General features: G+C 74.9%; 10 protein-coding genes and 1 pseudogene. 2 read left to right on the top strand and 9 right to left on the bottom strand.

The window, feature by feature from the left end; genetic code table 11:
• Position 1: 1 nt before the first annotated feature.
• The 6 genes and pseudogenes from C4U44_RS01215 to C4U44_RS01190 all read right to left on the bottom strand — a co-directional run bounded on the left by C4U44_RS01215 (position 2) and on the right by C4U44_RS01190 (position 18,050).
• Positions 2-6,718 (bottom strand): type I polyketide synthase, encoded by a 6,717-nt coding sequence (locus C4U44_RS01215; protein ID WP_103883659.1) that lies wholly within the window; start codon positions 6,716-6,718, stop codon positions 2-4.
• Positions 6,719-6,727: 9 nt separating this feature from the next.
• Positions 6,728-12,469: pseudogene (locus tag C4U44_RS01210) on the bottom strand (SDR family NAD(P)-dependent oxidoreductase); the annotation flags it as partial.
• A gap of 74 nt (positions 12,470-12,543) precedes the next feature.
• Positions 12,544-15,687 (bottom strand): type I polyketide synthase, encoded by a 3,144-nt coding sequence (locus C4U44_RS01205; RefSeq protein WP_103883657.1) that lies wholly within the window; start codon positions 15,685-15,687, stop codon positions 12,544-12,546.
• A 70-nt stretch (positions 15,688-15,757) separates the two neighbouring features.
• Positions 15,758-16,498 carry a thioesterase II family protein gene (locus C4U44_RS01200; RefSeq protein WP_103883656.1) on the bottom strand — a complete coding sequence of 247 codons (741 nt, stop codon included), beginning with the start codon at positions 16,496-16,498 and terminating at the stop codon, positions 15,758-15,760.
• On the bottom strand, positions 16,495-17,745 hold the full coding sequence (locus tag C4U44_RS01195) for a cytochrome P450 (protein WP_103883655.1): 1,251 nt from the start codon (positions 17,743-17,745) through the stop codon (positions 16,495-16,497). The genes C4U44_RS01200 and C4U44_RS01195 overlap by 4 nt, the downstream gene beginning before the upstream one ends.
• On the bottom strand, positions 17,742-18,050 hold the full coding sequence (locus tag C4U44_RS01190; protein ID WP_103883654.1) for an acyl carrier protein: 309 nt from the start codon (positions 18,048-18,050) through the stop codon (positions 17,742-17,744). Before C4U44_RS01190 ends, C4U44_RS01195 begins: the two co-directional genes overlap by 4 nt.
• 645 nt (positions 18,051-18,695) lie before the next feature.
• Between C4U44_RS01190 and ddaH the strand changes: the two genes are divergently transcribed.
• Both ddaH and C4U44_RS01180 read left to right on the top strand, forming a co-directional pair.
• Entirely contained in the window at positions 18,696-19,529 is an 834-nt protein-coding gene (gene ddaH, locus C4U44_RS01185; RefSeq protein ID WP_200823125.1) for a dimethylargininase, read from the top strand.
• Positions 19,530-19,638: 109 nt separating this feature from the next.
• Complete coding sequence (locus C4U44_RS01180; RefSeq protein ID WP_103883653.1) at positions 19,639-22,791, top strand: BTAD domain-containing putative transcriptional regulator; 3,153 nt, start codon at positions 19,639-19,641, stop codon at positions 22,789-22,791.
• Here the strand turns inward: C4U44_RS01180 and C4U44_RS01175 are convergent.
• The 3 genes from C4U44_RS01175 to C4U44_RS01165 form a co-directional block, all read right to left on the bottom strand.
• On the bottom strand, positions 22,775-23,536 hold the full coding sequence (locus C4U44_RS01175) for an ABC transporter permease (RefSeq protein ID WP_103883652.1): 762 nt from the start codon (positions 23,534-23,536) through the stop codon (positions 22,775-22,777). The genes C4U44_RS01180 and C4U44_RS01175 overlap by 17 nt on opposite strands.
• Positions 23,533-24,471 carry an ATP-binding cassette domain-containing protein gene (locus C4U44_RS01170; protein WP_103883651.1) on the bottom strand — a complete coding sequence of 313 codons (939 nt, stop codon included), beginning with the start codon at positions 24,469-24,471 and terminating at the stop codon, positions 23,533-23,535. Before C4U44_RS01170 ends, C4U44_RS01175 begins: the two co-directional genes overlap by 4 nt.
• Before the next feature lie 87 nt (positions 24,472-24,558).
• Positions 24,559-25,293: a thioesterase II family protein gene (locus C4U44_RS01165; RefSeq protein WP_235031721.1), complete on the bottom strand. Its 735-nt coding sequence runs from the start codon at positions 25,291-25,293 to the stop codon at positions 24,559-24,561.
• Between the last annotated feature and the right edge of the window lie 20 nt (positions 25,294-25,313).

The raw sequence follows: 25,313 nt of genomic DNA, 5'->3' as shown, positions 1-25,313 counted from the left end.
GTCACTTGCCCCTCTCATCCAGCGCCAGGTCGACGAGCGCTTCCAGGTCCATGGCGGCCAGTTCGTCCGCTTCGGCGTCCGCCGCCGGCGCCTGCGCGCCGTCGCCGTCCGGCTGCGGCAGGTCGGCGCACGCCAGCACCGCCGCGAGGATGCCCGCGCTGCGCAGGCGGTCGATCGGTACGGTTCGCAGCAGTTCGCGGATCTCCGCGTCCTCGGCGGCGCCGCCGCCCGCGGGCCCCTCCGCCGGCTCCGGGCGCAGCAGGCCGTACAGGTGCCGGCCCAGCTCGCCCGGCGTGGGGTAGCTGAAGACGAGGGTCGACGGCAGGCGCAGTCCGGTCGAGGACGCCAGCCGGTTGCAGAGTTCGACGGACGTGAGCGAGTCGAACCCGAGCTGGGTGAACGCCTGGTCGGTGTCGACGGCCGCCCGGGACGGGTGCCCGAGCACGACGGCGACCTGGTCGCGGACCCAGTCCAGCACCGCCTCCTCGGCCGCGGCCGCCGGCAGGGCGCCCAGCGTGGCGGGCAGGCCGAGCGGGCCGCCGTTCCCGGTCCCGCCCGTCCGCTCGCGCGGGGGACGGCCGTTCTCGACGAGGCCGCGCAGGAGCAGCGGCACCTCGCCGGCGGTCCGGCCGCCGAGCGCGGCGAGGTCCAGCCGGGCCGGGATGAGCACCGGGTCGCCGATCGCCCGCGCCGTGTCGAACAGGGCGAGCGCTTCGGCCGTCGGCATCTCGGCGACGCCCAGCCGCCGGACCCGCGCGAGGTCCGCGTCGTCGAGGTGCCCGGTCATGCCGCTGCGCTGCTCCCACCAGCCCCAGCACAGGGACGTGCCGACCAGCCCGGACGCCCGGCGCCGCGCCGCCAGACCGTCCAGGAAGCCGTTCGCCGCGGCGTAGTTCGCCTGTCCCCCGGTGCCGAGCTGGCCCGCCAGCGCGGAGAACAGGACGAACGCCGACAGGGTGTGGTCCCGGGTCAGCTCGTGCAGGTTGACCGCGCCGCCGACCTTGGCCCGCAGCACCTGGTCGAGGCTCTCCGCGGTCAGCGACTCGACGGTGCCGTCGGCCAGCGTGCCGGCCGCGTGCAGGACCGCCGTCAGCGGGTACTCCGGCGGCAGGTCCGCGAGCAGGCCGGCCACCGCCGCCCGGTCCGCGACGTCGCAGGCCGCCACCCTGACCCGGGCCCCGGCCCGCTCCAGGTCCGCGACCAGCTCGCCGACCCCGGCCGCGGCCGGTCCGCGGCGGCCGGCCAGCACCAGGCTCCGCACGCCGTGCCGGGCGACCAGATGGCGTGCCACCAGCGAGCCCACCCCGCCGGTCCCGCCGGTGACCAGCACGGTGCCGCCGCCGAGGCCGCCGTCCATCTCCAGGACGATCTTCCCGACGTGGCGGCCCTGGCTCATCTCGCGGAACGCCTTGCGCGCGTCGCGGATGTGGCGGACCGAGATCGGGTTCCGCCGCACCCGCCCCTCGGCGAACAGCTCCATCACGGTCCGGAACATCGCGTGGATGGCGTCCGGGCCCGCGTCGTAGAGGTCGAACGCCCGGTAGTCCACGCCGGGGTGGTCGGCGGCCACCCGCGCGGGGTCGCGGATGTCCGTCTTCCCCATCTCGACGAAGTCCCCGCCCCGCGGGAGCAGGGTCAGCGAGGCGTCGACGAAGCGGTGCGCGAGGGAGTTGAGCACGACGTCCACCCCGCGGCCGCCGGTGGCGCCGAGGAACCGGTCCGCGAACTCCAGGTCCCGCGAGGACGCCAGGTGGTCGTCGTCCAGTCCCAGCCCGCGCAGCGTGGGCCACTTGGCCGGGCTCGCGGTCGCGTAGACCTCGGCGCCGACGTGCTGCGCCAGCCGGACGGCGGCCATGCCCACCCCGCCCGCCGCGGCGTGGATGAGGATCCGCTGGCCCTTCCTGAGGCGCGTCACGTGGAAGAGCGCGTAGTACGCGGTCAGGAAGGTGCCCGGCACGGACGCCGCCTCGGCGTAGTTCCACCCGTCGGGCACCGGCATGAGCATCCGGTGGTCGGCCACCGCCACGCGGCCGAAGGCGCCGGAGAAGACGCCCGTCACCCGGTCCCCCGCGGCGAACTCCGTGACGTCACCGGCCACTTCCAGCACGGTGCCGGCGCCCTCGCTGCCGAGCCCGGCGTCGATGGCCGTCCGCGCCACCAGCCCCAGCGCGATGGTGACGTCACGGAAGTTGAGCCCGGCGGCGCGGACGGCGACCCGCACCTGCCCGCTCTCCAGCGGGGCCTCCACCTCGGGGCAGGGAATCCATTCCAGGTTCTCCAGCGTGCCCTTGCGCGGAATGCCCAGCCGGTGGGCGCCGGTCGCCGGCGGCTCCGTCAGGCCGTCCGCGGCCGGGGCCGGTGCCATCCGCGGGACGAGGAACGCGCCCCCGCGCACGGCCAGTTGGTCCTCGTCGAGGGCGAGCGCGTCGGGGAGGGCCGCCCACGACGCCTCCTCCCCGTCGACGTCCACCAGCCGGAACCTGCCGGGGTGCTCCGTCTGGGCGGAGCGGACCAGGCCCCACACGGACGCGCCGGGCAGGCTCTCGACACTCTCCTTCCCCCCGGTGCCGAAGGCCCGCCGGGTCAGGAGCACCAGCGTGGCGCGGGCGAGCGGTTCCTCGGCGAGGAAGCGCTGCACCCAGCCGAGCGCCCGCGCGTCCGCGCCTGCCACCGAGGCGAGCAGATCGGTGCCCCCGGTGGCGAAGTCGTCCAGGCAGACCACGACGTGCTCGGGCACCTCGTCCGACAGGACGCCGTCCAGGGACGGGTGCAGCCGCGGTCCGGTGCTTCCGCCGTGGGCCGCGCGGAGCCGGCCGGCCAGGCCGGTCCCGGTGCCGACGACCGCCCACGGCCCGCGGTGGGTTCCCCGCCGGCCCGGCCGGACCGGCCGCCACTCCAGCGCGAACAGCGAGTCCTCGGGCCCGCCTTGCGCCGCGCGCAGTTGTTCGGCACTCGCCGGGCGGAAGGTCAGCGCCTCGACGCGGGCGAGCGGGGCGCCGTGCTCGTCGGCGACCGCCACGGCCACCACGCCCTCGCCGGCCGGCGTGATCCGGACCCGCACGGTCCCGCCGCAGGCGCCGGCCTGTTCCACCCCCGACCACGAGAAGGGCATCCACCCCTGGCCGCCCGCCAGCTCGACCAGCCCGCCGCCCACCACCGCGTGCAGCGCCGCGTCGAACAGCGCCGGGTGCAGGGTAAACCCGGCCCCGGCCCCGGCCGATCCGCCGCCGGACGGCCCTTCGCCGGACCCCTCGCCCTCCGCCGGCAGCGTGGCCAGCGCGAAGAGGTCGTCACCGCGCCGCCAGACCTCGCGCAGCCCGCGGAAGGCCGGCCCGTAGCGGAAGCCCGCGGCGGCGAAGGCGTCGTAGAGGCCGTCGACGTCGACCCGGGTCGCTCCGGCCGGCGGCCACACGGCGAGCGAGGCCGCGTCATCGCCGTGCGGGGCGGCGGACGGCGGCGCTGCCGGTGCCAGGTTTCCCGTCGCGTGCCGGGTCCATCCGCCCGCGGTCCGGGTGTCGGCGCCGGGACGCGCGTACACGATCAGGGAGCGGCGCCCCGTGCCGTCCGCCGCTCCGGCGACGACCCGCACCCGCATGTCGCCCGAGCGGGGCAGGACCAGCGGGACCTCCAGGGAGAGGTCCTCCACCGCCGCGCAGCCGAGCAGGTCGCCCACCGTGAGCGCCAGGTCGAGGTAGGCCGTCGCGGGGACCACGACCGCGCCGAAGACGGCGTGGCCGGCCAGCCAGCCGTGGGTCCGCAGGGACCACAGTCCGGTGAACACCACCTCGTCGGTGCCCGGATGGTCCACCACCGCACCCAGCAGCGGGTGCCCGGCGGAGGACAGCCCCGCGGAGCCGACGTCCGCCGCCCCCGCGCCGGACACGAAGTCCAGCCAGTACCGCTGCCGCTGGAACGCGTACGTCGGGAGGTCCACCTGCGGGCGCGCCCCGAACAGGGCCGCCCAGTCCACGTCCTCGCCCCTGACGTGCAGTTGGGCGAGGGCACCGACCAGCGCCTCCGCCGCGCCGCGGTCACGGCGCGCGGTGGAGACCACCACGGCGTCGTCGGCCCCCTGGGCGGCGAAGCCGTCCTTGACGATCGGGGCCAGTGTCGATCCCGGGCCCACGTCGAGGAAGAGGCTGCCGCCGGCCGCACGCGCGTGCGCGACCGCGGCGGCGAAGCGGACCGGTTCGCGCACGTGGCGCACCCAGTGGTCGGTGGAGGTCAGCTCCTCGCGGGTGACCGGGCGCCCGGTGCGCGAGGAGACGACGGGGACGGCCGGCTCGCCTCCTGACAGCGTGCCGATCGCCGCCGCGAAGTCGTCCAGGATCGGTTCCATCAGCGGCGAGTGGAACGCGTGGCCGACGTCGAGCAGCTTCGCCGAGGTGCCGGCCGCGACGAACCGGTCGCGCAGGGCCAGGAGTTCCTCGCGCAGGCCCGAGACCACCACCGACTCCGGGCCGTTGACGGCGCCGACACCGATGCCGTCGTACCCGCCGAGCAGGGCGGTCACCGCCTCCTCCGAGGCGCGGACCGCGAGCATCCCGCCCTGCGCGCCGACCGTCTGCATGAGCCGCCCGCGCGCGGCCACGAGGCGGGTCGCGCTGTCCAGGTCCAGCGCTCCGGACACGTGGGCGGCGGCGATCTCGCCGACGGAGTGGCCGATCAGCCGGTTCGGCTGCCGGCAGAGCGTCATGAGGAGCCGGTACCGCGCGACCTGGAGGGCGAACAACGCCGGCTGCGCGATGTCCGTCCGGCCGGACCCGGCCTCCTCGGGCGCGTCGGAGAGCAGCAACGGCCTCAGGGCGAAGGGGAGATGCGCGTCGAAGCGCGCGCAGGTCCCGTCGAGGCTGTCCGCGAAGACCGGAAAGGCGTCGTACAACTGCCGTGCCTGGCCCGCCCACCGCGTGCCCTGCCCCGGGAACAGGTGGACGGCGCCGCCCAGCGCGGCGGCCGTCCCGCGCACGACGCCCGCGGCCTCCCCGCCGTCGCTCAACGAGGCGAGGCCGCCCAGCAGTTCGTCCCGGTCACGGCCCAGCACCACCGCACGGTGATCGAACCGGGTCCGGCTCGACACCAGCGACCAGCCGACGTCGGTGGGATCCGGGTCCGTTTCGGCGGCGGCGAAGGCGCGCAGCTTCTCCGCCTGCGCCCGCAGCGCGCTCTCCGACCGGGCCGACACGACCCACGGGACCGGCGCCCCGGCGCCGCCGAACACCCGCCGGGCCGCGCCCTCTTCGACCGTCGCTCCACCTCGGGGCGCCGCCCCGTCCTCGGGCGCCGCTTCGGCTCCGGCCGCCTGCTCCGCGCCCGGCGCGGGCCCGTCGTCGGGTGCCTGCTCCAGGATCAGGTGCGCGTTGGTGCCGCTGGCGCCGAAGGCGGACACGCCCGCGCGCCGGGGCCGTCCCGGGGCGCTCGGCCACGGCCTGGCCTCGGTCAGCAGCTCCACCGCCCCGGCCGCCCAGTCCACATGCGTCGACGGGCGGTCCACGTGCAGCGTCCTGGGCAGCACCCCGTGCCGCATCGCCATGATCATCTTGATCATCCCGCCGACGCCCGCGGCCGCCTGCGCGTGGCCGATGTTAGACTTCAACGAGCCGAGCCACAAGGGCCGTTCGGTGTCCCGCCGCTGGCCGTAGGTGGCCAGCACCGCCTGGGCCTCGATCGGATCGCCCAGCGTGGTGCCGGTGCCGTGGCCCTCCACCGCGTCCACCTCGCCGGCCTGCAGCCGGGCGTTGGCCAGCGCCGCGAGGATCACCCGTTGCTGCGCGGGACCGTTCGGCGCGGTCTGCCCGTTGGACGCGCCGTCCTGGTTGATCGCCGACCCGCGGATCACCGCCCAGATCCGGCGCCCGTTGCGGCGCGCGTCCGACAGCCGCTCCAGCACCAGGACCCCGGCGCCCTCGGAGAACCCGGTGCCGTCGGCCGCCTCGGCGAACGCCTTGCACCGGCCGTCCTCCGCCAGGCCCCGCTGCCGCGACATCTCCCGCAGCACCTGAGAGGTCGCCATGACGGTGGCGCCGCCGGCCAGCGCCAGCGTGCACTCGCCCTGTCGCAGGGACTGCACCGCCTGGTGCACCGCCACCAGCGACGACGAGCACGCGGTGTCGGTCGACACCGCCGGGCCCTCCAGGCCCAGCGCGTAGGACACCCGCCCGGAGCCCATGCTCAGCAGGGCGCCGGTCTGCCCGTAGCCGGCGATGGCCTCGGGGGTGAAGAGGTGGTTGCCGTAGCCGAAGTACGCCATCCCCGCGAAGACGCCGGTGCTGCTGCCGCGCAGGGTCTGCGGGTCGATGCCGGCCCGCTCCAGGGACTCCCACGAGGTCTCCAGCAGCAACCGCTGCTGCGGGTCCGCGGCGAGCGCCTCGCGCGGGTTGATCCCGAAGAACTCCGCGTCGAAGTCGCCCGCGTCGTACAGGAATCCCCCGGAGCGGGAGGAGCAGGTGTTGGGGTGGTCCGGGTCCGGGTCGTACAGGGCCTCCAGGTCCCAGTTGCGGTCGTCCGGGAAGTCCGACACCGCGTCGCCGCCGGCCGCCACCAGGTCCCACAGCGCCTCCGGGGTGGCCACCCCGCCCGGGAACCGGCAGGCGGCGCCCACGACCGCGATCGGCTCGGCCGCGGCCTCCGTCAGGTCCTGCAGCCGCTGCCGTGTCTCGATCAGCTCGATCGACGTCCGCCGGAGGTAGTCGAGAAGTTCGGCGTCGTTGTCCTGTGTCATCGCTCTCCCCTAGCCGAGCTCTTTGTCCAGCAGCGAGAGAAGCTCGCCGGCTGATGCCGAACCGATCCGGTCGACGATGCCGTCCGGTGAGCCCTCGCCCCCCATCGAGCGGACCCGGCCCTGCAACGCGCCGAGCAGTGCGGAGACGGTGGACCTGTCGTCCGCCGCGAGATCGGCGAACGCGCCCTCCAGCCGGGCGCCCAGGGCTTCGATCTCCTTCGCCAGCAGGTCGGCCGCGGACCGTGGGCCGGTGTCGGCCCCGGGGTGCATCCGGGCGGTCAGGGACCGGGCGAGGCTGCCCGCGTTCGGGAAGTCGAAGGCGAGGGTGGCGGGCAGGGTCAGGCCGGTCACCGCCGCCAGCCTGTTCCGCAGTTCCAGCGCCGTGAGGGAGTCGATCCCCAGGTCCCGGAAGGCCACGTCGGGACCGAGCCGGCCGGTGTCGGCGTGGCCCAGGACGAGCGCCGTCTGGGTCCGGACGGCGTCCAGCAGCAGCGCCTCGGCGTCGGCCGCGGGCAGCGACCTGACCTGCTGGACGAGTGCGTCCTCGACGGGCTCCGGGCGGTCCGGTCCCGAGAGGGCGGAGGTTCCCGAGAGGCGGGTGGAGCCGGCGGGACCGGTGGAGCCGCCGGAACCGCCCGGACCGCCGGGCGCCCCGATCAGCCCGCGCAGCAGCGGTGAGGGGGCCGGGCCGGCCTGCGGCGCACCGGGCGCCGCGAGGTGCAGGCGCGCGGGCACCAGCACCGGCTCGTCCCGCGCGAGCACGGCGTCGAAGAGCGCCAGCCCCTCGTTCGACGCCATCGGCTGCAGGCCCTGCCGCCGCAGGCGCACGACGTCCATGTCCGCCAAGGCGGCGCCCATCTCGGTCCGTTCGGCCCACAGGCCCCAGCACAGCGCGGTGGCCGGCAGCCCCTCGGCGCGGCGGGCCGCCGCCAGCCCGTTGAGGAACGCGTTGGCCGCCGCGTAGTTGGCCTGCCCCGCCATCCCGAGCACGCTCGTGACCGAGGAGAACAGCACGAAGGCGGAGAGGTCCAGCCCCCTGGTCAGCTCGTGCAGGTACCAGGCGCCGCGCACCTTCGGCGCCAGCACCGCGTCGACGCGCTCCTCGGTCAGCGCCCCGACGATCCCGTCGTCCAGCACCGCCGCGCAGTGGATCACCGCCGTCAGCGGGTGGGCCTGGGGTACCGAGGCGATCAGCGCGGCGACGGACGCGCGGTCCGTCACATCGCAGGCGACCACGTCGACATGGGCTCCCGCGGCGCTCAGCTCCTCGCGCAGTCCTGTGGCTGCCGGGGCGGCGGGTCCCCGCCTGCTGGTCAGCAGCAGCCGGTCGACCCCGTGCCGCGCCACGAGGTGCCGGGCGAGCAGGGCCCCCAGGCCGCTGACGCCGCCGGTGATCAGGACCGTGCCGGAGAAGGCCCCGGACCCGGGAGCGGCTTCCGCGCCGCCGAACGGACGACCGGAGAGGGCCGGTGCGCGCCGGACGCGGGCCAGCCGGGGAACGGTCACGACGCCGTCCCGGAGCGTCAGTTGGGGCTCGCCGGTCAGCACCGCCGGGAGGAGGCGGGCGCGGGAGGCGGGCCGGTCGTCGGTGTCCACGAGCGTGAACCGGCCCGGGTTCTCGGTCTGCACGGTCCGGACGAACCCCCAGACCGCCGCCGCCACGGGATCCGCGCCGGGGGACCGCGCGTCCTGGACCGCCCCGCGGGTCACGACGACGAGGCGCGCGCCGGAGAACCGGTCGTCGGAGAGCCAGTCCCGTGTCCACCGCAGCACGCGGTGCACGGTCCGCTCGACGGCGGCAGGCGTGTCACCGGCGCCCGCGCCGTCCCGGTCCACACCGGCGACGACGAGCGGGGGGATCGGCCCCTCGGCGGCGGCGAGTTCGCCGAGGCCGGCGTGGATCGTCCGGCCCCGCGCCAGGAACGCGGTGGCGTCGGCGGCGCCCAGCAGCGCGTACGGGCCCGCGGGGTCCTCGGGCCGGACCGGGACGGGCACCTGGTCCACCTGGAACAGCGCGTCCTGGTGGTCGAAGCCGAGGGCGGCGAGCTGCCCGGCGTCCGCGGACCGCAGGCTCAGGGCGGCGACCCCACCGACGGGCGCGCCGTTCCCGTCGGCGAGGGTCACGGACAGCGCGTCCTCCCCCGCGGGAGCCAGCCGCACGCGCAGCACGCCCGGCCCCGTCGACCCGCTCGTCCCGGCCCCTGCCACGGAGTCGACCCGGAGCCGCGTGCAGCGGAAGGGCAGCCCGGCGCCCGGCCGGGCTTCGTCGTTGCTCCCGCCGAGGCCGGCCGGGAGCAACGCGGCCTGCAGCAGCGCCGGGTGGAGCAGGAAGCGGCCCTGGGCCGTGCCGCCGGGAGCCGGCAGCTCCACCTCCGCGAACGCGGCACCGTCGTGGCGCCACACCCGCTTCAGGCCGCGGAAGGCGGGCCCGTACGCGAAGCCGAGGGCGGCCGACCCGGCGTACACGTCCTCGAACGGCACCTCGTCCGCGCCCGGTGGGGGCCACGAGACGAGCCAGTCCTCCGCGCGGGCTCCCCGGGTGGAGGTGTCGGAACCGACGGCTCCCACGGCGTTCCGCGTCCAGCCGTCCTCGCCCTCGGCCCGCGAGTGCACGCTGAGCCCGCGCTTGCCGTCGACCATGACGCGGATCTCGCGAGCGGCCTGCCGGGACAGCACCAGCGGTGTCTCCAGGGTGAGTTCGTCGACGACGTCGCCCCCGGTACGGTGCGCCGCCCATGCCGCCATCTCCATCAGCACGGCCGCGGGCACCAGGACGGCGCCGTGGACCACGTGGTCGGCGAGCCACGGGTGGCGCTCCAGCGACAGCCGGCCGCCCGCCACCACGCCGCCGTGCTCCCCGTCGTCGGGCAGGTCGATCACGACGTCCAGCAGCGGGTGGTCCGACATGCCGGCGACGCCGCCCTCCTGAGGCGTGTTCAGCCAGTAGCGCTGCCGCTGGAAGGCATAGGTCGGCAACTCGACCCACGGGCCGCCCTGGTCCGGGAACGCCGCCCGCCAGGACACGTCGACGCCCGCCACGAAGACCTCGGCCGCGGACCGGTACAGGCGGGCGAGCCCGCCGTCGCCGCGGCGCAGCGTACCGACCGCGACACCGGGGGCGCCGCCGGCGCCCGCGGCGGTGTCGAGCATCTGCTGGATGTTCACCATGAGCAGCGGATGCGGGCTGACCTCGACGAACGCGCGGTAGTCCGCGGCGAGCAGCCCCTCCATCGTCGCCTCGAACCGGACCGGTTCGCGCATGTTGCGGAACCAGTAGGCCGCGTCCAGCTCCGCGGTGTCGATCCGCCCCCCGGTCACCGTCGAGTGGAACTCCACCGCGGTCGGCAGCGGGGTGATCCGGCCCAGCTCGTCCAGCAGCCGGGTCTCGAAGCGGTCCATCAGCGGGGAGTGCCCGGGCACGCTGGCCGGGATCCAGCGGGCGCGGACCCCCTCGGCCTCGCAGGCCGCGACCAGTTCCCGGACGGCCTCGGCCTCGCCCGCGACGGTGGTCGAGTACGGCCCGTTGACGGCCGCGATCACCGCCCGGGACCCGGTCCGCGCGAGCAGTTCCCGTACCCGGTCGGCGGGGAGCACGATCCCGGCCATGCCACCGTCCTGCGTGAGTGTGGCCAGCATCGCGGACCGCAGCGCCACGATCTTGGCGCCGTCCGCCAGGCTCAGGGCGCCGGCCGCGCAGGCCGCGGCGATCTCGCCCTGGGAGTGGCCGATCACCGCGTCCGGTTCCACTCCCAGCGCGCGCCACACCCTGGCGAGCGACACCATCACCGCGAACAGCAGCGGCTGCACGACCTCGATCCGGTCGACGTCGGCCGCCTCCGGCCCCCCGCACAGGGTGTCGATCAACGACCAGTCCGTCCACGGCTCCAGCGCCTCGGCGCAGGCCCGCACCTGCTCGGCGAACACCGGGCAGGTGTCCCACAACTCCCGCCCCATGCCGACCCACTGGCCGCCCTGCCCGGGGAAGACGAACACCGTCCTGCCCACCGGCCGTGCCGCTCCGGCCACGGCACCGGCGAAGCTCCGGTCCCCCTCGACCACGGCGGTCAGCCCGGCGAGCAGCGCTTCGCGGTCCGCGCCGACCACCACCTGGCGGTGCTCGAACAGCGAGCGGGTCGCCACGAGCGCGTGCCCGACACCCTCGACCGGCAGGTCCGGGTCCGCCGCCACGCTGTCGCGCAGCCGCAGCACCTGGGCGCGCAGCGCGTCCGCGGACCGGGCCGACAGCACCCACGGCACCGCGGCGGGGGCGCCGCCCGTCACCCGGCCGGTCCCGGGAGCCACGGACTCGGAAGCGGTCCCGGGAGTTGCCTCGGGCTCGGACCCGGGCTCGGTGCCGGAGGTGTCCTCGGGCGCCTCCTCCGGCGCCTCCTCCAGGATGAGGTGCGCGTTCGTCCCGCTGACCCCGAAGGACGACACGCCCGCCCGCCGCGGTCGTCCCGGGCTGCTCGGCCAGGGCCTCGCCTCGTTCAGCAACTCCACCGCACCCGACGACCAGTCCACATGTGTCGAGGGGTGCGCGGCGTGCAGCGTCCTGGGCAGCACCCCGTGCCGCATCGCCATGATCATCTTGATCACCCCGCCGACGCCCGCGGCCGCCTGCGTGTGCCCGATGTTCGACTTCAACGAGCCCAGCCAGAGCGGGCTGCCGCCCTCCCGCTCCTGCCCGTAGGTGGCCAGCAGCGCCTCCGCCTCGATCGGGTCGCCCAGCTTCGTGCCGGTCCCGTGGGCCTCCACCGCGTCCACCGCGCCGAGCGGCAGCCCCGCGTCGGCCACCGCCGCCCGGATGACCCGCTGCTGGGCGAGCTCGCTCGGCGCGGTCAACCCGTTGGACGCGCCGTCCTGGTTGATCGCCGAGCCGCGGATCACCGCGAGGATCCGGCGGTTGTTGCGGCGGGCGTCCGACAGCCGCTCCAGCACCAGCACGCCCGCGCCCTCGCCCCAGCCGGTTCCGTCGGCCTCCTCCGCGAACGACTTGCACCGCCCGTCGGCCGACAGGCCCCGCTGCCGGGCGACCTCCACGAACATCCCCGGGGTCGGCAGCGCCGCCACCCCGCCGGCCAGCGCCAGGCTCGTCTCTCCCGCACGCAGGGACCGCACGGCCTGGTGGACGGCGACCAGCGACGAGGAGCACGCGGTGTCCACCGACACCGCGGGACCTTCCAGCCCCAGGACGTACGCCACCCGGCCCGAGGCCACGCTGGTGTACGTCCCCGCGATCGCGAAACCCTCCACCTCAGCGGCCGAACCGCCGCCCAGCCGCGGGCCGTAGTCCACCGCGTAGATCCCGGTGAACACCCCCGTCGACGACCCCCGCAACCCGGCCGGGTCGATGCCCGCCCGCTCCAGCGCCTCCCACGACGTCTCCAGCATCAACCGCTGCTGCGGGTCCATCGCCAGCGCCTCGCGCGGGCTGATCCCGAAGAAGGCGGCGTCGAACTCCGCGAGATCCGGCAGGAATCCGCCCGAGCGGGTGTAGGTCTTCCCGCGCGCCTCCGGGTCCGGGTCGTACACCGCCTCCACGTCCCAGCCGCGGTCCAGCGGGAAGCCGCCCATCGCGTCCACCCCGCCGGACACCACCCCCCACAGCCCTTCGGGGGACGTCACCCCACCCGGGAAGCGGCACCCCACGCCCACGACCGCGATCGGCTCGCGGGCGGACTCCTCCAGCTCGCGCACCCGCTCGCGCAGCGCCCGCGCATCGCCGACGGCGCGTCGCAGGTAGGAACGGAGCTTGTCGACATCCTCCACGAGTGCCTCTCCCAAAGGTCGGTGCGAAAGAAGAGCGGCCAGTGCCGTGGCCGGAACTAGACGTAACCGCGGTCGATCAGTGCGTACAGCTCGTCGTCGCCGCCGGCTGGGCCGGCCGGACGCGGCTCCTCCGCGGGCTCCGGGGCGGCGGCGGGCGCCGGCGGTTCCAGGAGGGAGAACAGGTGGCGGCCGAGCCGCTGCGGCGTGGGATGGGTGAAGGCCACGGTGGCCGGGAGGCGCACGCCCACCGCCGCGGTGAGCCGGTTGCGCAGCCGCACCGCCATCGACGACTCGAATCCCAGGTCCTTGAAGGTCTCGGTGGCCCGTGCCGCGAGGTCGTCGCCGGTCAGGTCCTCCGCGTCCGCGTCCGTCGCGCTCAGCACCGCCGCCGTCTCGGCGCACACCAGCGCGAGGACCGACCGTTCCGAACTCAGCTCCGCCGCAAGAGCGTTGGGCACGGCGGGCCGGTGCGCGGCGCTGCCTCCCCCGCCTGCGAAGGAGCCCGGGGCCGGGATCGTCGTGTGCGTGTCGTCGGGCGCGGCCAGCCAGTACGGCTGCCGCTGGAACGCGTACGTCGGCAGGCCGATCCGAGGCGGCCGGTGCGCGGCGAACGGCGCCTTCCAGTCCACCGGCACGCCCCGCACGTGGAGTTCGGCCAGCGAGGCCAGGATCCGGCCCGCGCTCCCGTCGTCCTTGTGCAGGGTGCCGACGAGCACCGGCGAGGTGGTCAGCGTGTCGGCGGTCTCCTCCATCGCCACCGCGAGCACCGGGTGCGGGCTGACCTCCACGAACGCGCCGCCGGGTGCGCGCATCAGCTGCTCCACCACCTCGCCGAAGCGCACCTTGGAGCGGAGGTTGTCGTACCAGTACGAGCTGCCGAGCAGTTGGGGGTCGAGCACCCCGCCGGTGACGGTGGAGTGGAACGCCACCGCCGTCCTCGCGGGCACCACATCCGCGGCGGCCTCCAGCACCCGGTCACGGATGCGTTCGACCTGGTGGGAGTGCGACGCGTAGGCGATCCTGACCCGCCGCACCCGCACCCCGTCGCCCGCCGCCATCGCGGCGAACCCGTCCAGCGCTTCGAGGTCCCCGGAGATCACCACCGAGCCGGGCCCGTTCACCGCGGCCACCGAGAGCCGCCCGGGCCAGCGCGCGACGCGTTCCTCGACCCAGTCCAGCGGCGCGGAGACGGCGTTCATCCCGCCCAGGCCGGCCAGATCGGTCAGCACCTTGCTGCGCAGGGCGACGATCCGGGCCGCGTCCTCCAGCGAGAGCGCGCCCGCCACGCAGGCCGCGGCGATCTCGCCCTGCGAGTGGCCCACCACCGCGTCGGGGACCACGCCCAGCGACCGCCACACCCGGGCCAGGGACACCATCATCGCGAACAGCGCCGGCTGGACCACGTCGTCGCGGTGCTCCAGGGAGGCGGCCGACTCCGCGCCGGTCAGCACGTCCACCAGCGACCAGTCCAGCCATGGGTCCAGTGCCCGCGCGCACGCCTCGACCGCCTCCGCGAAGACCGGTGACTCCGCGTACAACCGCCGTCCCATGCCCGCCCATTGGGATCCCTGGCCGGGGAAGACGAAGACCACAGGACCCGTCGGCGCCGAGGCCGCCCCGCGGACCACCCGCGCCGCGTCGCCGCCGGCCGCCAGCACGTCGAGACCGGCCAGCGCGTCGTCCCGGCCGCTGCCGAGCACCACCGCCCGGTGCGCGAACGCCGACCGCGTGGTGGCCAGCGCGTATCCCACCTCGGCCGCCGTCAGCGACGCGTCCGCGGCCAGGCGGTCACGCAACCGCGCGGCCTGCTCGCGCAGGGCCGGCTCCGTGCGCGCCGACAGCACCCACGGCACCACCCCGGAAGCGACCGCGGGGGCCGACTCCGTCTCGGCGGAGGAGGGTTCGGGCCGCGCGTCAGGTGCCTGCTCCAGGACCACATGGGCGTTGGTGCCGCCCAGGCCGAACGCGGAGACGCCCGCCCGCCGCGGCCGGCCGGATGTGTCCGGCCAGGGCCGCGGCGCCCGGGGGACGTCGAAGTCCCGCGGGAAGTCCGGGATGGCGGGGTTCGCGGCCCGGAAGTTCAGGTGCGGGACCAGCCGGGCCCGCTCCACGCACAGGGCCGCCTTCACGAAGCCGACGATCCCCGCGGCCGGTTCGAGGTGCCCGACGTTCGTCTTCGCCGAGCCGATCGCCAGCGGGCGGCTGCGCCCGGTCGTCCGGAACACCTCGCGCAGGCCGGCGATCTCGGCCGGGTCGCCGACCCGGGTGCCGGTGCCGTGCGCCTCGACGTAGTCCACCGTGTCGAACGGGACGCCGGAGCGCTCCAGCGCGGACAGCACGGTCGCCGCCTGCGCGCCGGGGCTGGGGTCGGGCATCCGCGCGGACGCCCCGCCGCTGCCGACACTCCAGCCGCGCACCACCGCGTAGACGTGGTCGCCGTCTGCGACGGCGAGGTCCGACCGCTTCAGCACCACGAACGCGCCGCCCTCGCCGCGGACGAACCCGCTGGCGCGCTCGTCGAAGGTGAAGCAGCGCCCGTCGGGCGAGAGGGCGCCCAGGTTGGCCAGGCCGAGCCCCGCCTCCGGGTCGACGATCAGGTTCACGCCGCCCACGATCGCCATGTCGACCGTGCCGCCGCGGATCCGGTCGCAGGCCAGCGCGAGCGACACCAGGGAGGAGGACTGGCCCGAGTCCGCGCACAGGCTCATGCCGCGGACGTCGAGCAGGTGCGAGATCCGGTTGGCGATCAGCGCGCCGCTCGACCCGAGGGCGGCGTAGTGGTCGTCGCGGTCGCTGCCCGACAGCCGGCGCAGCACGTCGTAGCCGGAGGGCGCGGCACCGACCAGGACGTCGATCGCGCGGCCGGCGAGCGCGGCCGCCGGGACGCGCGCGTCCTCGACGGCCTCCCAGGCGAGCTCCAGCCCGAGCCGCTGCACGGGGTCCATGGCGGCCGCCTCGGCCGGGCCGGCGCCGAAGAACTCCGCGTCGAAGCCGTCGACGGCGTCGAAGAACGACCCCGCGGCCACGGTCGCGGCGTCCGGGTGGGGGGCGGGCTGCGCGCCGGCCCGCCGGGACAGGGGGAACGTGCCGACGGTCGACCTGCCGTCGAGCAGCAGGCGCCAGAACTCCTCCGGGCCGCCCACGCCGGGGAAGCGGCAGGCCATCCCGATGACGGCCACGTCGGTGGCTGCCCCACTCATGCGAACCCCTTCCGGTCTCCTCGGTCCGCGGCCTCGACGGGCCGCCCCGCTCCCACCGCTCTCACCGCCGTCACCGCCAGCCGGCCAGCAGCGTCCTCAGCCGGTCGGGCGCGTTCATGAAGTCGTGGTGGCCGCCGTCGACCACCTGGACGTCGACGGAGTCCGCGTACGCACGCCAGCCTTCGAGCAGGTCGAGGGTGACGTCGGGGTCGTCGCGCCAGTGCAGCACCACGATCGGGCAGCGCACCCGGACAGGCTCGGTACGCCGGTACGCGCGGGCGGCGTCCAGGTCGCGGAGCAGCACGACCATGCCCAACTCGACCATGTCCGGCCGCGGTTCGATCCCGCGGCCGCGGACGACCGACTCCAGGTCGGCGCGCAACTCCTCCTCGGTCATGCCGAGCATCCGGTCGCGCGCGGCGTCGTGCGGGGCGGGCTGGCCCGACACGAAGAGGACTTCCGGTGCCGGCAGGCCGAGTTCGGCGAGCCGGAGCACGGTCTCGAACGCGGGCAGCGCGCCCGCGCAGTGCGCGAAGAACGCGAACGGCCGGTCCAGCCGCGGCGCCAGGGCGCCGGCCAGCTCCGCGGCGAGGTTCTCGTAGCTGCGGTAGTGCGGGTGGGCGAGCCGGTTCTCGCGGCCGGGGAACTGCACCGGGCAGACCTCGGCGTCGCCGATGACGGCCGGCCAGGCGCTGAACGCCGAGGCGCCCGAACCGGCGTAGGGGAAGCAGAAGATCCGGGCGGGGTGGTCGGCCGACGGCTCCCGGACGAACCACGGTGAGGTGTCGGTGGTGGCGGAGCCGGAGGTCATGGCGTCTTTCGTTTCTGGGCGACGAGGGGCAGATGGGTCATCCCGGCGATGAAGTACGACCGCAGGTGCTGCGGTTCGCCGGCGAGCTCGATCGAGCCGAACCGCTGGAGCAGTTCCTCGAAGAAGATCCGCAGGGTCAGCCGGGCCAGCGGGGCGCCGATGCAGAAGTGCGGCCCGTACCCGAAGGCGACCTGGCGCTTGGCGTTGGCCCGCGTGATGTCGAAGACGTGCGGGTCGGCGAACCGCGCCGCGTCGCGGTTGGCCGACCCGATCCAGGCGACGACCGCGCCGCGGGCCGGGATCGTGCCGCCACCGATCGTCACGTCGGCGACCGCGTACCGCATGAAGTTGCAGGCGGCCGAGGTCCAGCGCAGCCCTTCCTCGACCAGGTTCGGCACCAGCGACGGGTCGGCCTGCGCCTTCTCGAACTGCTCGGGCCGCTCCACGAGCGCGTGCACCGTGCCGGAGACGGTGTGCGGGGTCGTCACGTTGGCACCCAGCAGGATGCTGTAGCCGTCGAGCGCGATCTCCTCGTCGGTCAGCGGCGCGTCTCCGGCGCGGACGCTCATCAGGTGGTCGAGCAGGCTGCCGTCCTCGTCCCCGGCCGCCCGGCGGCGTTTCACCCACTGGGTGACGTAGGTGACCAGTTCGTGGTGGGAGATGGCCAGCGTCGCGGCCTCGCTGCCGTGCTGGAAGTGCGGGTCCGAGGGGGCGGTGACCATCGCGGTCAGCTGGACGAGCTCGTCCCAGTCCCGTTCCGGTATCCCCAGCAGCGGGCCGGTGACGATCGCCGGCAGCCGCAGCGCCCGCTCGGCCAGGTCGAAGGTGCCGCCGTCCAGAGCCGGTTCGAGGAAGCGCACGATCGCGTGCCGGATCCGGTCCTCCCAGACCGCCACCGCCCGTGCGGTGAGGCGGGAGTTGATCGCCCGGCGGACCTGGGTGTGCCGCGGCGGGTCGGTCGAGGTCATCAGCGCCCCCGCCGCGACGTCGTCCGTACCGAGGTGGGTGACCACGGTGCCCCGCTCGGACGTGAACTCCTGGTGCTCGCCGAGAACGCGGCACACGTCGTCGTAGCGGGTCACCGACCAGAACTCCCGGCCGTCCGGCAGGACTTGGTGGTGCAGCGGGGCCTTCGCCCGCATCACGTCCCAGATCGGGTGCGGGTCGCCCGACGTGTAGAGGTCCAGGTCGAACAGGTCGACCCGGTCGAGGTCGACGTCGCGTGCGGCGCCCGGCGTCAACCTCACGTCCGCGCCCTCCCCTGCTCGATCAGCTCGGCGACCCGGGTCGGGGTCCCGGCCAGGTAGAAGTCGCGCACGGACAGCCCGACGCCGTAGTCCTGGGAGACCCGGTCGATGATCCGGATCCCGATCAGCGAGTTGCCGCCGAGTTCGAAGAAGTCGTCGTCCGGCCCGACCGCACGGCCGTCGAGGTACTCCCCCCACAGCGCCGAGACCTCCGTCACGAGCGCGGCCGGCGCACCCGACGGCGCGGCCTGCTGCTGCGGCGCCTCGTCCTGTCCACCTCGCGGGTGGACGCGCGACGATTCCATTGCCAGCCTCTCCTTCTTCGCTGAGCTCTTCGCCGAACCACTGCGCTGAACCTCTGAGCCGGACCTCTGCGTTGGACGGGCGAGTTCCGGGCGGGACCGCGCTCCCGCCCGGGCCGGCCCGCTCCGGATCGGGCCCGGTACCGCCGCCGGCCCCCTTTTCCGGTCCCGCCGGCGGGACGCGTCCCGCGCACGGCGGAAACACGTGTCCGGTGATTCCAGGAGTGAAGAGGGAGCGCGGGGACCCGGCGGTCCGGCAGGGTGGGGGCCACCCGGACGCGGGCCGCCATTCGCATGTGACGCCGCGCCGAGCGGCTGTCGGTGCATTCTCTCGTTGCCAACATAAATGCCCCGGGAAACCCGGGGCAAGGGACGGCGGTACGCGACGCACCCCGGGCACCCTTGTCCCGCCGACGGGACAGCAACGCGGCTGCCTGCGACGTCCGTTCGCGACGGCCACGCGGCCGGCCGGAAGCGGAACCGGGCGAACGGCCGGCCGCCGCCCGCGTCCTGGGCCGGTGCGAACTGCCCGTTCCCGGCCGCGCCCCCGCGTTACCGGACCGCTGTTCCTTTTCCGTCCGGAACCCCGCGGGAATTGTTCGGGAATTCACGACCACACACCGACGGAAGGGAACCGAAGTGCCGCACATGGAGCCGGAACGGACGGCGCGGGAAAAGCGGGAGGCCGCACCGCGCCAATACCTGATGTGCCGTCCCACGTACTTCGACGTCACGTACTCGATCAATCCGTGGATGGACCCGAACCGCCCCACCTCGCCGCAGACCGGACTCGCCCAGTGGAAGGGGCTGTCCGACACCTTCGCGGCCCTGGGCCACGACGTACGGCTGATCGAGCCGGTACCGGGACTGCCCGACATGGTCTTCGCCGCGAACGGCGCCATCGTCGTGGACGGCAAGGCGCTCGTCGCCCGCTTCCGGCACGCACAGCGCCAGGGCGAGTCCGCCGCCTACCTGGAGTGGTTCGGCCGCGGCGGCTGGTCCGCGGTCGGGCAGGCGGAGTACGTCAACGAGGGCGAGGGCGACTTCCTGTTCACCGGCCGGGAGTTCCTGGCCGGCACCGGCTTCCGCTCCGACCCGCGGGCGCACGACGAGGTGGCCGCGTTCTTCGGACGGCCGGTGATCAGCCTGACCCTGGTCGACCCGCGCTTCTACCACCTCGACACGGCGCTGGCGGTGCTCGGCGACGGGGAGGTCATGTACCACCCGGCGGCGTTCTCCGCCGCGAGCCGGGCGGTGCTCGCCGAGCGGTTCCCGGACGCGATCCTCGCCGAGGAGGCGGACGCCGCGGTCTTCGGCCTCAACGCGCTGTCGGACGGCCGCAACGTGGTCCTGCCCCGGCAGGCCACCGGCCTCGCGGCGCGGTTGCGCGAGCGCGGCTACCACCCGCACGGCGCCGATCTCACCGAACTCCTCAAGGCGGGCGGCAGCGTGAAGTGCTGCACCCTCGAACTGCGCAGGTGAAACGGGCCCCGGGACCGGATCCCTCTCCCCCGGCACCCGAATACCACCCCAATGTCCCGCAGAACGCACGAAAGTGGTTGCCTGCCGAATGCCATGGCAAAATCAGCAGGTGCAGATCGCGATGCTGGGGCCGTTCCAGGCTTCCACGGACGACGGCGGTTCGGCCGACGTACCGGGTGCCCGGCTGCGCGCGCTGCTGATCGCCCTCGCGCTCCGGCCGGGACAGGCCGTCCCGAAGGCCACCCTGGTGCACTGGATCTGGGGCGAGCACCCGCCGGCCGACGCGACGAACGCCCTGCAGCGCCTGGTCTCGCGGCTGCGCAAGGTCCTGCCGGACGGGACGGTCGAGGGACGGACGGACGGCTACCGGCTGACCGTGGCGCCCGACGCCGTCGACGCCGTGCGGTTCGAACGCCTCGTCGCCGCGGCCCAGGCGCAGTCCGAGGACGCCGCCCGGCGGGTGCGGCTGCTGCGCGAGGCCCTCGACCTGTGGCGCGGCGCGGCCATGCAGGACGTCGGCCTCCAGGACAGTACGGCGTTCGACGCCGCGGTCGCCCGGCTGGAGGGGCTGCGGCTGACAGCGACCGAGGAGTGGTGCGACGCCGAACTCGCCCTCGGACGCGGCGCCGAGCTGGTCACCGAGCTCACCGACCTGGTGGCCGCGCACCCGCTGCGGGAACGGCCGGCCGCCGCGCTGATGCGCGCCCTGGCCGCGGCCGGCCGCGACAGCGAGGCGCTGCTGGTCTACCAGCAGGCCCGGGAGGCCCTGGCGGACGCGCTGGGCGCCGACCCCTCACCGGAGCTGTCGGCGGTGCATGTCGCTCTGCTGCGCGGGGAGTTGGGGCGGCGGGAGGAGACCCGCAGGACCAATCTGCGGGCGGAGCTGACCACGTTCGTCGGCCGGGGCCGCGACGTCGCCGCGGTCCGCGACCTCATCGCCGAGCACCGGCTCACCACCGTGATCGGGCCGGGCGGTTCGGGCAAGACGCGGCTGGCCACGGAGACCGCCCGCACCCTGCTCGGCGACCTGCCGGACGGCGCCTGGCTGGTGGAGCTGGCCGCCGTCGGCGCCGAGGGCGACGTGGCGCAGGCGACGCTGGCCGGGCTGGGCCTGCGGGACGCCCTGCTCGGCGGGGCGCCGAGCACGGAACTGACGGACCGTCTCATCACCGCGATCCGGGACCGGGAGGCGCTGCTGATCCTGGACAACACCGAGCACGTCATCGAGTCGGCGGCGGTGTTCGCCCACCGGGTGCTCGGGGAGTGCCGGCGGCTGCGGATCCTGGCCACCAGCCGGGAGCCGCTCGGCATCACCGGGGAGGCGCTGTGGCTGGTCGAGCCGCTGGCCCTGCCGGACGCCTATCCCGGCCGCGCCGAGATGGAGTCCTCGCCGGCCGTCCAGCTGCTGCGGGACCGGGCCGGGGCGGTGCGCCGGGACCTGGCGGTCGACGCCCAGACGCTGTCGACGATGGTGCGCGTCTGCCGGGCGCTGGACGGGATGCCGCTGGCGATCGAGCTGGCCGCGGCCCGGCTGCGCACCATGTCCATCGACCAGCTCGCCAACCGGCTGGACGACCGGTTCCGCCTGCTCACCAGCGGCAGCCGGACCGCGCTGCCCCGGCACAAGACGCTGCGCGCGGTGGTCGACTGGAGCTGGCAACTGCTCACCGACGCCGAGCGCGTGGTGCTGCGCAGGCTCTCGGTGTTCACCGGCGGGGCGAGCCTGGAGGCGGCCGAGCGGGTCTGCGCGGGCGAGGAGGTCGCGGCCGAGCAGGTACTCGAACTGCTCACCGCGCTCACCGAGAAGTCGCTGCTGCTCGCCGAGGGCGACAGCGCGCCGCGCTACCGCATGCTCGGCACGATCAGGGAGTACGCCGGGCAGCGCCTCGACGAGGCGGGCGAGACCGACCTGGCCCGTTCCGCGCACCTGGCGTGCTTCACCGAACTCGCCGAGACCGCCGAGCCCCACCTGCGCCGCGCCGAGCAGTTGGAGTGGCTCGCCACGCTGGAGACCGACCACGACAACATCAGCGCGGCGATGCGCGGGGCGCTGGCCGCCGGGGAGGCGCAGGCCGCGATGCGGCTCGCGGCGGGCGCCGGCTGGTACTGGTGGCTCGGCGGGCACCGCACCGAGGGGCTCGAACTGATCATCGCCGCGACCAGGACGCCGGGTCCGGCCGCGGACGAGCTGCGCGCCGCGGTGTACGCGCTGGTCGTGCTGTACGTGGGCGACGGGCGCGGTGACGAGCACCAGGCCGCGGAATGGATCCACCAGGCGCACGAGCTGATCCAGCGCGGCCCGCGCGGCGAGCGCCGCTACCCGCAACTGGGGTTCGTGGCCCCGCTGCAGCGCATGCTGCAGGCGCCCGACGCGTTCCTGCCCGCGTTCGAGCCGCTGCTGGACGACGAGGACCCGTGGGTGCGCGCGCTGGCCCGGCTGCACCTGGGCAAGATGCGGATCATGCTGGGCCAGGGCGGGCGGGACGCCGATGCGTACCTGGAGATGGCGCTCGCGGAGTTCCGCGCGCTGGGCGAGCGGTTCGGGATCTCGTTCGCGCTGAGCGAGCTGGCCGACCGGATCGCCGTGCGCGGCGAGTTCGCCGGGGCGTGCGAGCACTACGAGCAGGCGGTGGAGGTGCTCACCGAGGTCGGTGCCACCGAGGACCTCATCCGGGTGTGGTCGCGGCAGGCGCAGCTGTACTGGCTGCTGGGCGACGAGGACGCCAGCGCCGCCGCCCTCGCCGAGGCGCAGCGCTGCGCGAAGCGGGTGGCCTGGCCGGACGCGCTGGCCGAACTCGCCCTGTCCCGGGCGGAACTGGCCCGCTGGGGTGGCGACGCGCAGGAGGCGCACAAGCAGGTCGGAGTCGCGATGGCCGTGCTGGGCGACGAGGCGGACCAGGCCAGCATCCGGGCGGTGACGCACGACCTGCTCGGCTACCTCGCCGACGACCTGGGTACGGCCCGGGAGCACCGCGCGGCGGCCTGCGGGGCGGCGGCCGAGGCCGGACACGCGCCCCTGATCGCCCAGGTACTGGTGGGGGTGGCGGACCTGGCGCTGCGCCGCGACGAGCACGAGCAGGCCGCCCGGCTGCTCGCGGCGAGCGCGGGGGTGCGGGGACTGCGGGACCGCTCGCACCCGGACGTCGCCCGGATCGAGCAGACCGCGCGCCGCCGCCTCGGCGACGCGCGGTTCGCCGAGGCGTCCCGGGAGGGTGCGGGGACCGGCTGGGGTCAGCTGGTCGAGGTCACGCTCGCTTCTTGAACGTGGAGACCGCCCACACGTACCCGACCAGGGCGAGCCCGACGCACCAGGCGAGGGCCGCCAGCGTGTCGTGGGCCTTCGGGTCGCCCGCCAGCAGCCCGCGCAGCGTCTCGATGATCGGCGTGAAGGGCTGGTACTGCGCGAACTGCCGCACCCCGGCCCCCATCGTGTCCGCGGGCACGAACGCGCTGCTCAGGAAGGGCAGCATGATCAGCGGTACCGTGGCCAGGCCGGCCGACTCCGCGGTCTTGGCGGCCAGTCCCATGGCGACCGCGAGCCAGCTGGTCGCGATGGTGAGCAGCAGGACCAGGCCGACCACGCCGAGCCACTGGAGGGCGCTGGCGCCCGGGTCGAAGCCCATCGCGAAGGCGACGCCGATGATGGCCGCGTCGGCCACCAGGCAGCGCACGGTGGTGACGACCACCTGCCCGGTCAGCACCGCGCCGCGGGAGACGTCCATGGCCTTGAAGCGGTTGATGATGCCCTTGGTCATGTCGTCGTTCACGGCCGTCGCGGTGGACCCCAGCCCGTAGCTGACGGCCATCACCAGCAGGCCCGGCGTCGCGTAGTCGATGTAGCTCTCGCCGACGTTGAAGCCGCCGCCGAGCACCTTGACGAACATGAGCATCAGCACGATCGGGAACAGCACCGCGTTGAAGAGCACCAGCGGGTTGCGCAGGGTGTGCTTGAGGTTGCGGCGCAGCATGATCGCCGAGTCGGCCAACGCCGTCGAGACGCTGTTCACTGTGCGACCACCTCTGCGCTGGTGCGCCCGGTCAGGGCGAGGAAGACGTCGTCGAGGTCCGGCGTGTGCACCGAGAACTCCAGGGCGTTGATCATGTGCTCGTCGAGCGTGTCCAGCAGGGCCCGCAGCGACCGCGAGTCGCCCTCGCTGGGCACCCGCAGGGTCAGCTCCTGGTCGTCCCGGGTGGAACCGGCCAGGGCCCGCGCCGCCGTGTCGAGGTCGTCGAGACCGCCGAACCGGAGCCGGACGTGGGTGCCGGGGACCTGCCGCTTGAGCTCCTCGGGGGTGCCCTGGGCGACCAGCCGGCCGTCGTCGAGGACCACGATCCGGTCGGAGAGGTGGTCCGCCTCGTCGAGGTACTGGGTGGTGAGGAAGATGGTCGTGCCGTCGGCCACCAGTTCCCGGACGATCCCCCACATCGTGCGCCTGCTGCGCGGGTCCAGCCCGGTCGTGGGCTCGTCGAGGAAGATGATCTGCGGCCGCCCGACCAGCGTCATCGCCAGGTCCAGCTTCCTGCGCATGCCGCCGGAGTAGGTCGACGACGCCTTGTCCGCCGACTCCACCAGGTCGAACCGCTCCAGCAGCTGGGTGACGGTGTCACGACCGGAGCGCACCCGCTTGAGGTCCGCCATCAGCTGGAGGTTCTCCCGGCCGGTCAGCAGCTCGTCCACCGCCGCGAACTGGCCGGTCACGCCGATGGACGCGCGCACCTTCTTGGTCGCGGTCGCCACGTCGTGCCCGGCGACGACGACCGTCCCGGCGTCCGCCTTCAGCAGGGTCGCCATGACGTTCACCGTCGTCGTCTTGCCCGCCCCGTTGGGGCCGAGCATGGAAAAGACCGATCCCTGGGCGACCTCGAAGTCGATGCCGTCCAGCACGACCTTGTCCCCGTATGCCTTCCGCAGCCCTGAGACTGCGATCGCCGAACTGCTCATGCCTCCACCACTGCCCTTGCCGCGCTTGTCATGGCTCCACCTTCCCAACCGGGCCTGACACCCACCTGTCACACCGCTGACACGGCGTTACCGGGGGCCGGCCGACTCCGCCTCGATCAGGTCCAGCACCTCCCGGGCGCGGTCGACGAGGTACATGTGGTCGCCCGGGAACTCCGCGTAGCCGAACCCGCCCGTGGTCGCGTGCCGCCACTCGCGGCCCTGGTCCGCGCTGACCAGGCCGTCCGAGCTGCCCCGCAGCGAGCAGATCGGCACGGAGACCGGGTCGTCGGTGCTCGGCACGTAGTTCTCGTGCATCTCGCAGTCGGCCTGCAGCACCGGGAGGATCAGCTCGCGCATCTCCGGGTGGTCGAGGGCCTCGTGCCGGAACCCCGCGAACTCCTCGACCCGGGCCAGGAACTCCTCGTCCGGCAGGCCGGTCGCCCGCCGCTCGCGCTGCGTCCACGGCCCCGGGGAGCCGCTGACCACCAACCGTTCGACGCGCACGTCACGCGTGCCCAGCAGGTGCACCAGCTCGTAGGCGAGGACCGCACCCAGGCTGTGCCCGAACAGCACGGTCCGGGCGCCGGCGCCGAGTTCGGCGACGATGTCGTCCACCGAGTTCTTCGCCGCCTCCACCACGTTGCGGTACGGCGTCTCCAGGAACCGCCGCTCCCTGCCGGGCAGTTCGACCGGGACCACCCGCCACCGGTCGCCGGCCAGCTCCCGCCACGGGTGGAAGAACGACGGTCCCGCCCCCGCGAAGGGCACGCACAGCAGCACGGTCCGATCCCGGTCCCGCGCGGACCTGCCGGGCTCGCTCACCCCGACCAACCCCAATCATC

Origin of the sequence: Actinacidiphila yanglinensis, from assembly GCF_900107965.1 — a bacterium.
Classification (GTDB): Bacteria; Actinomycetota; Actinomycetes; order Streptomycetales; family Streptomycetaceae; genus Actinacidiphila; species Actinacidiphila yanglinensis.
This window is presented reverse-complemented; position numbering and strand designations above follow the sequence as displayed.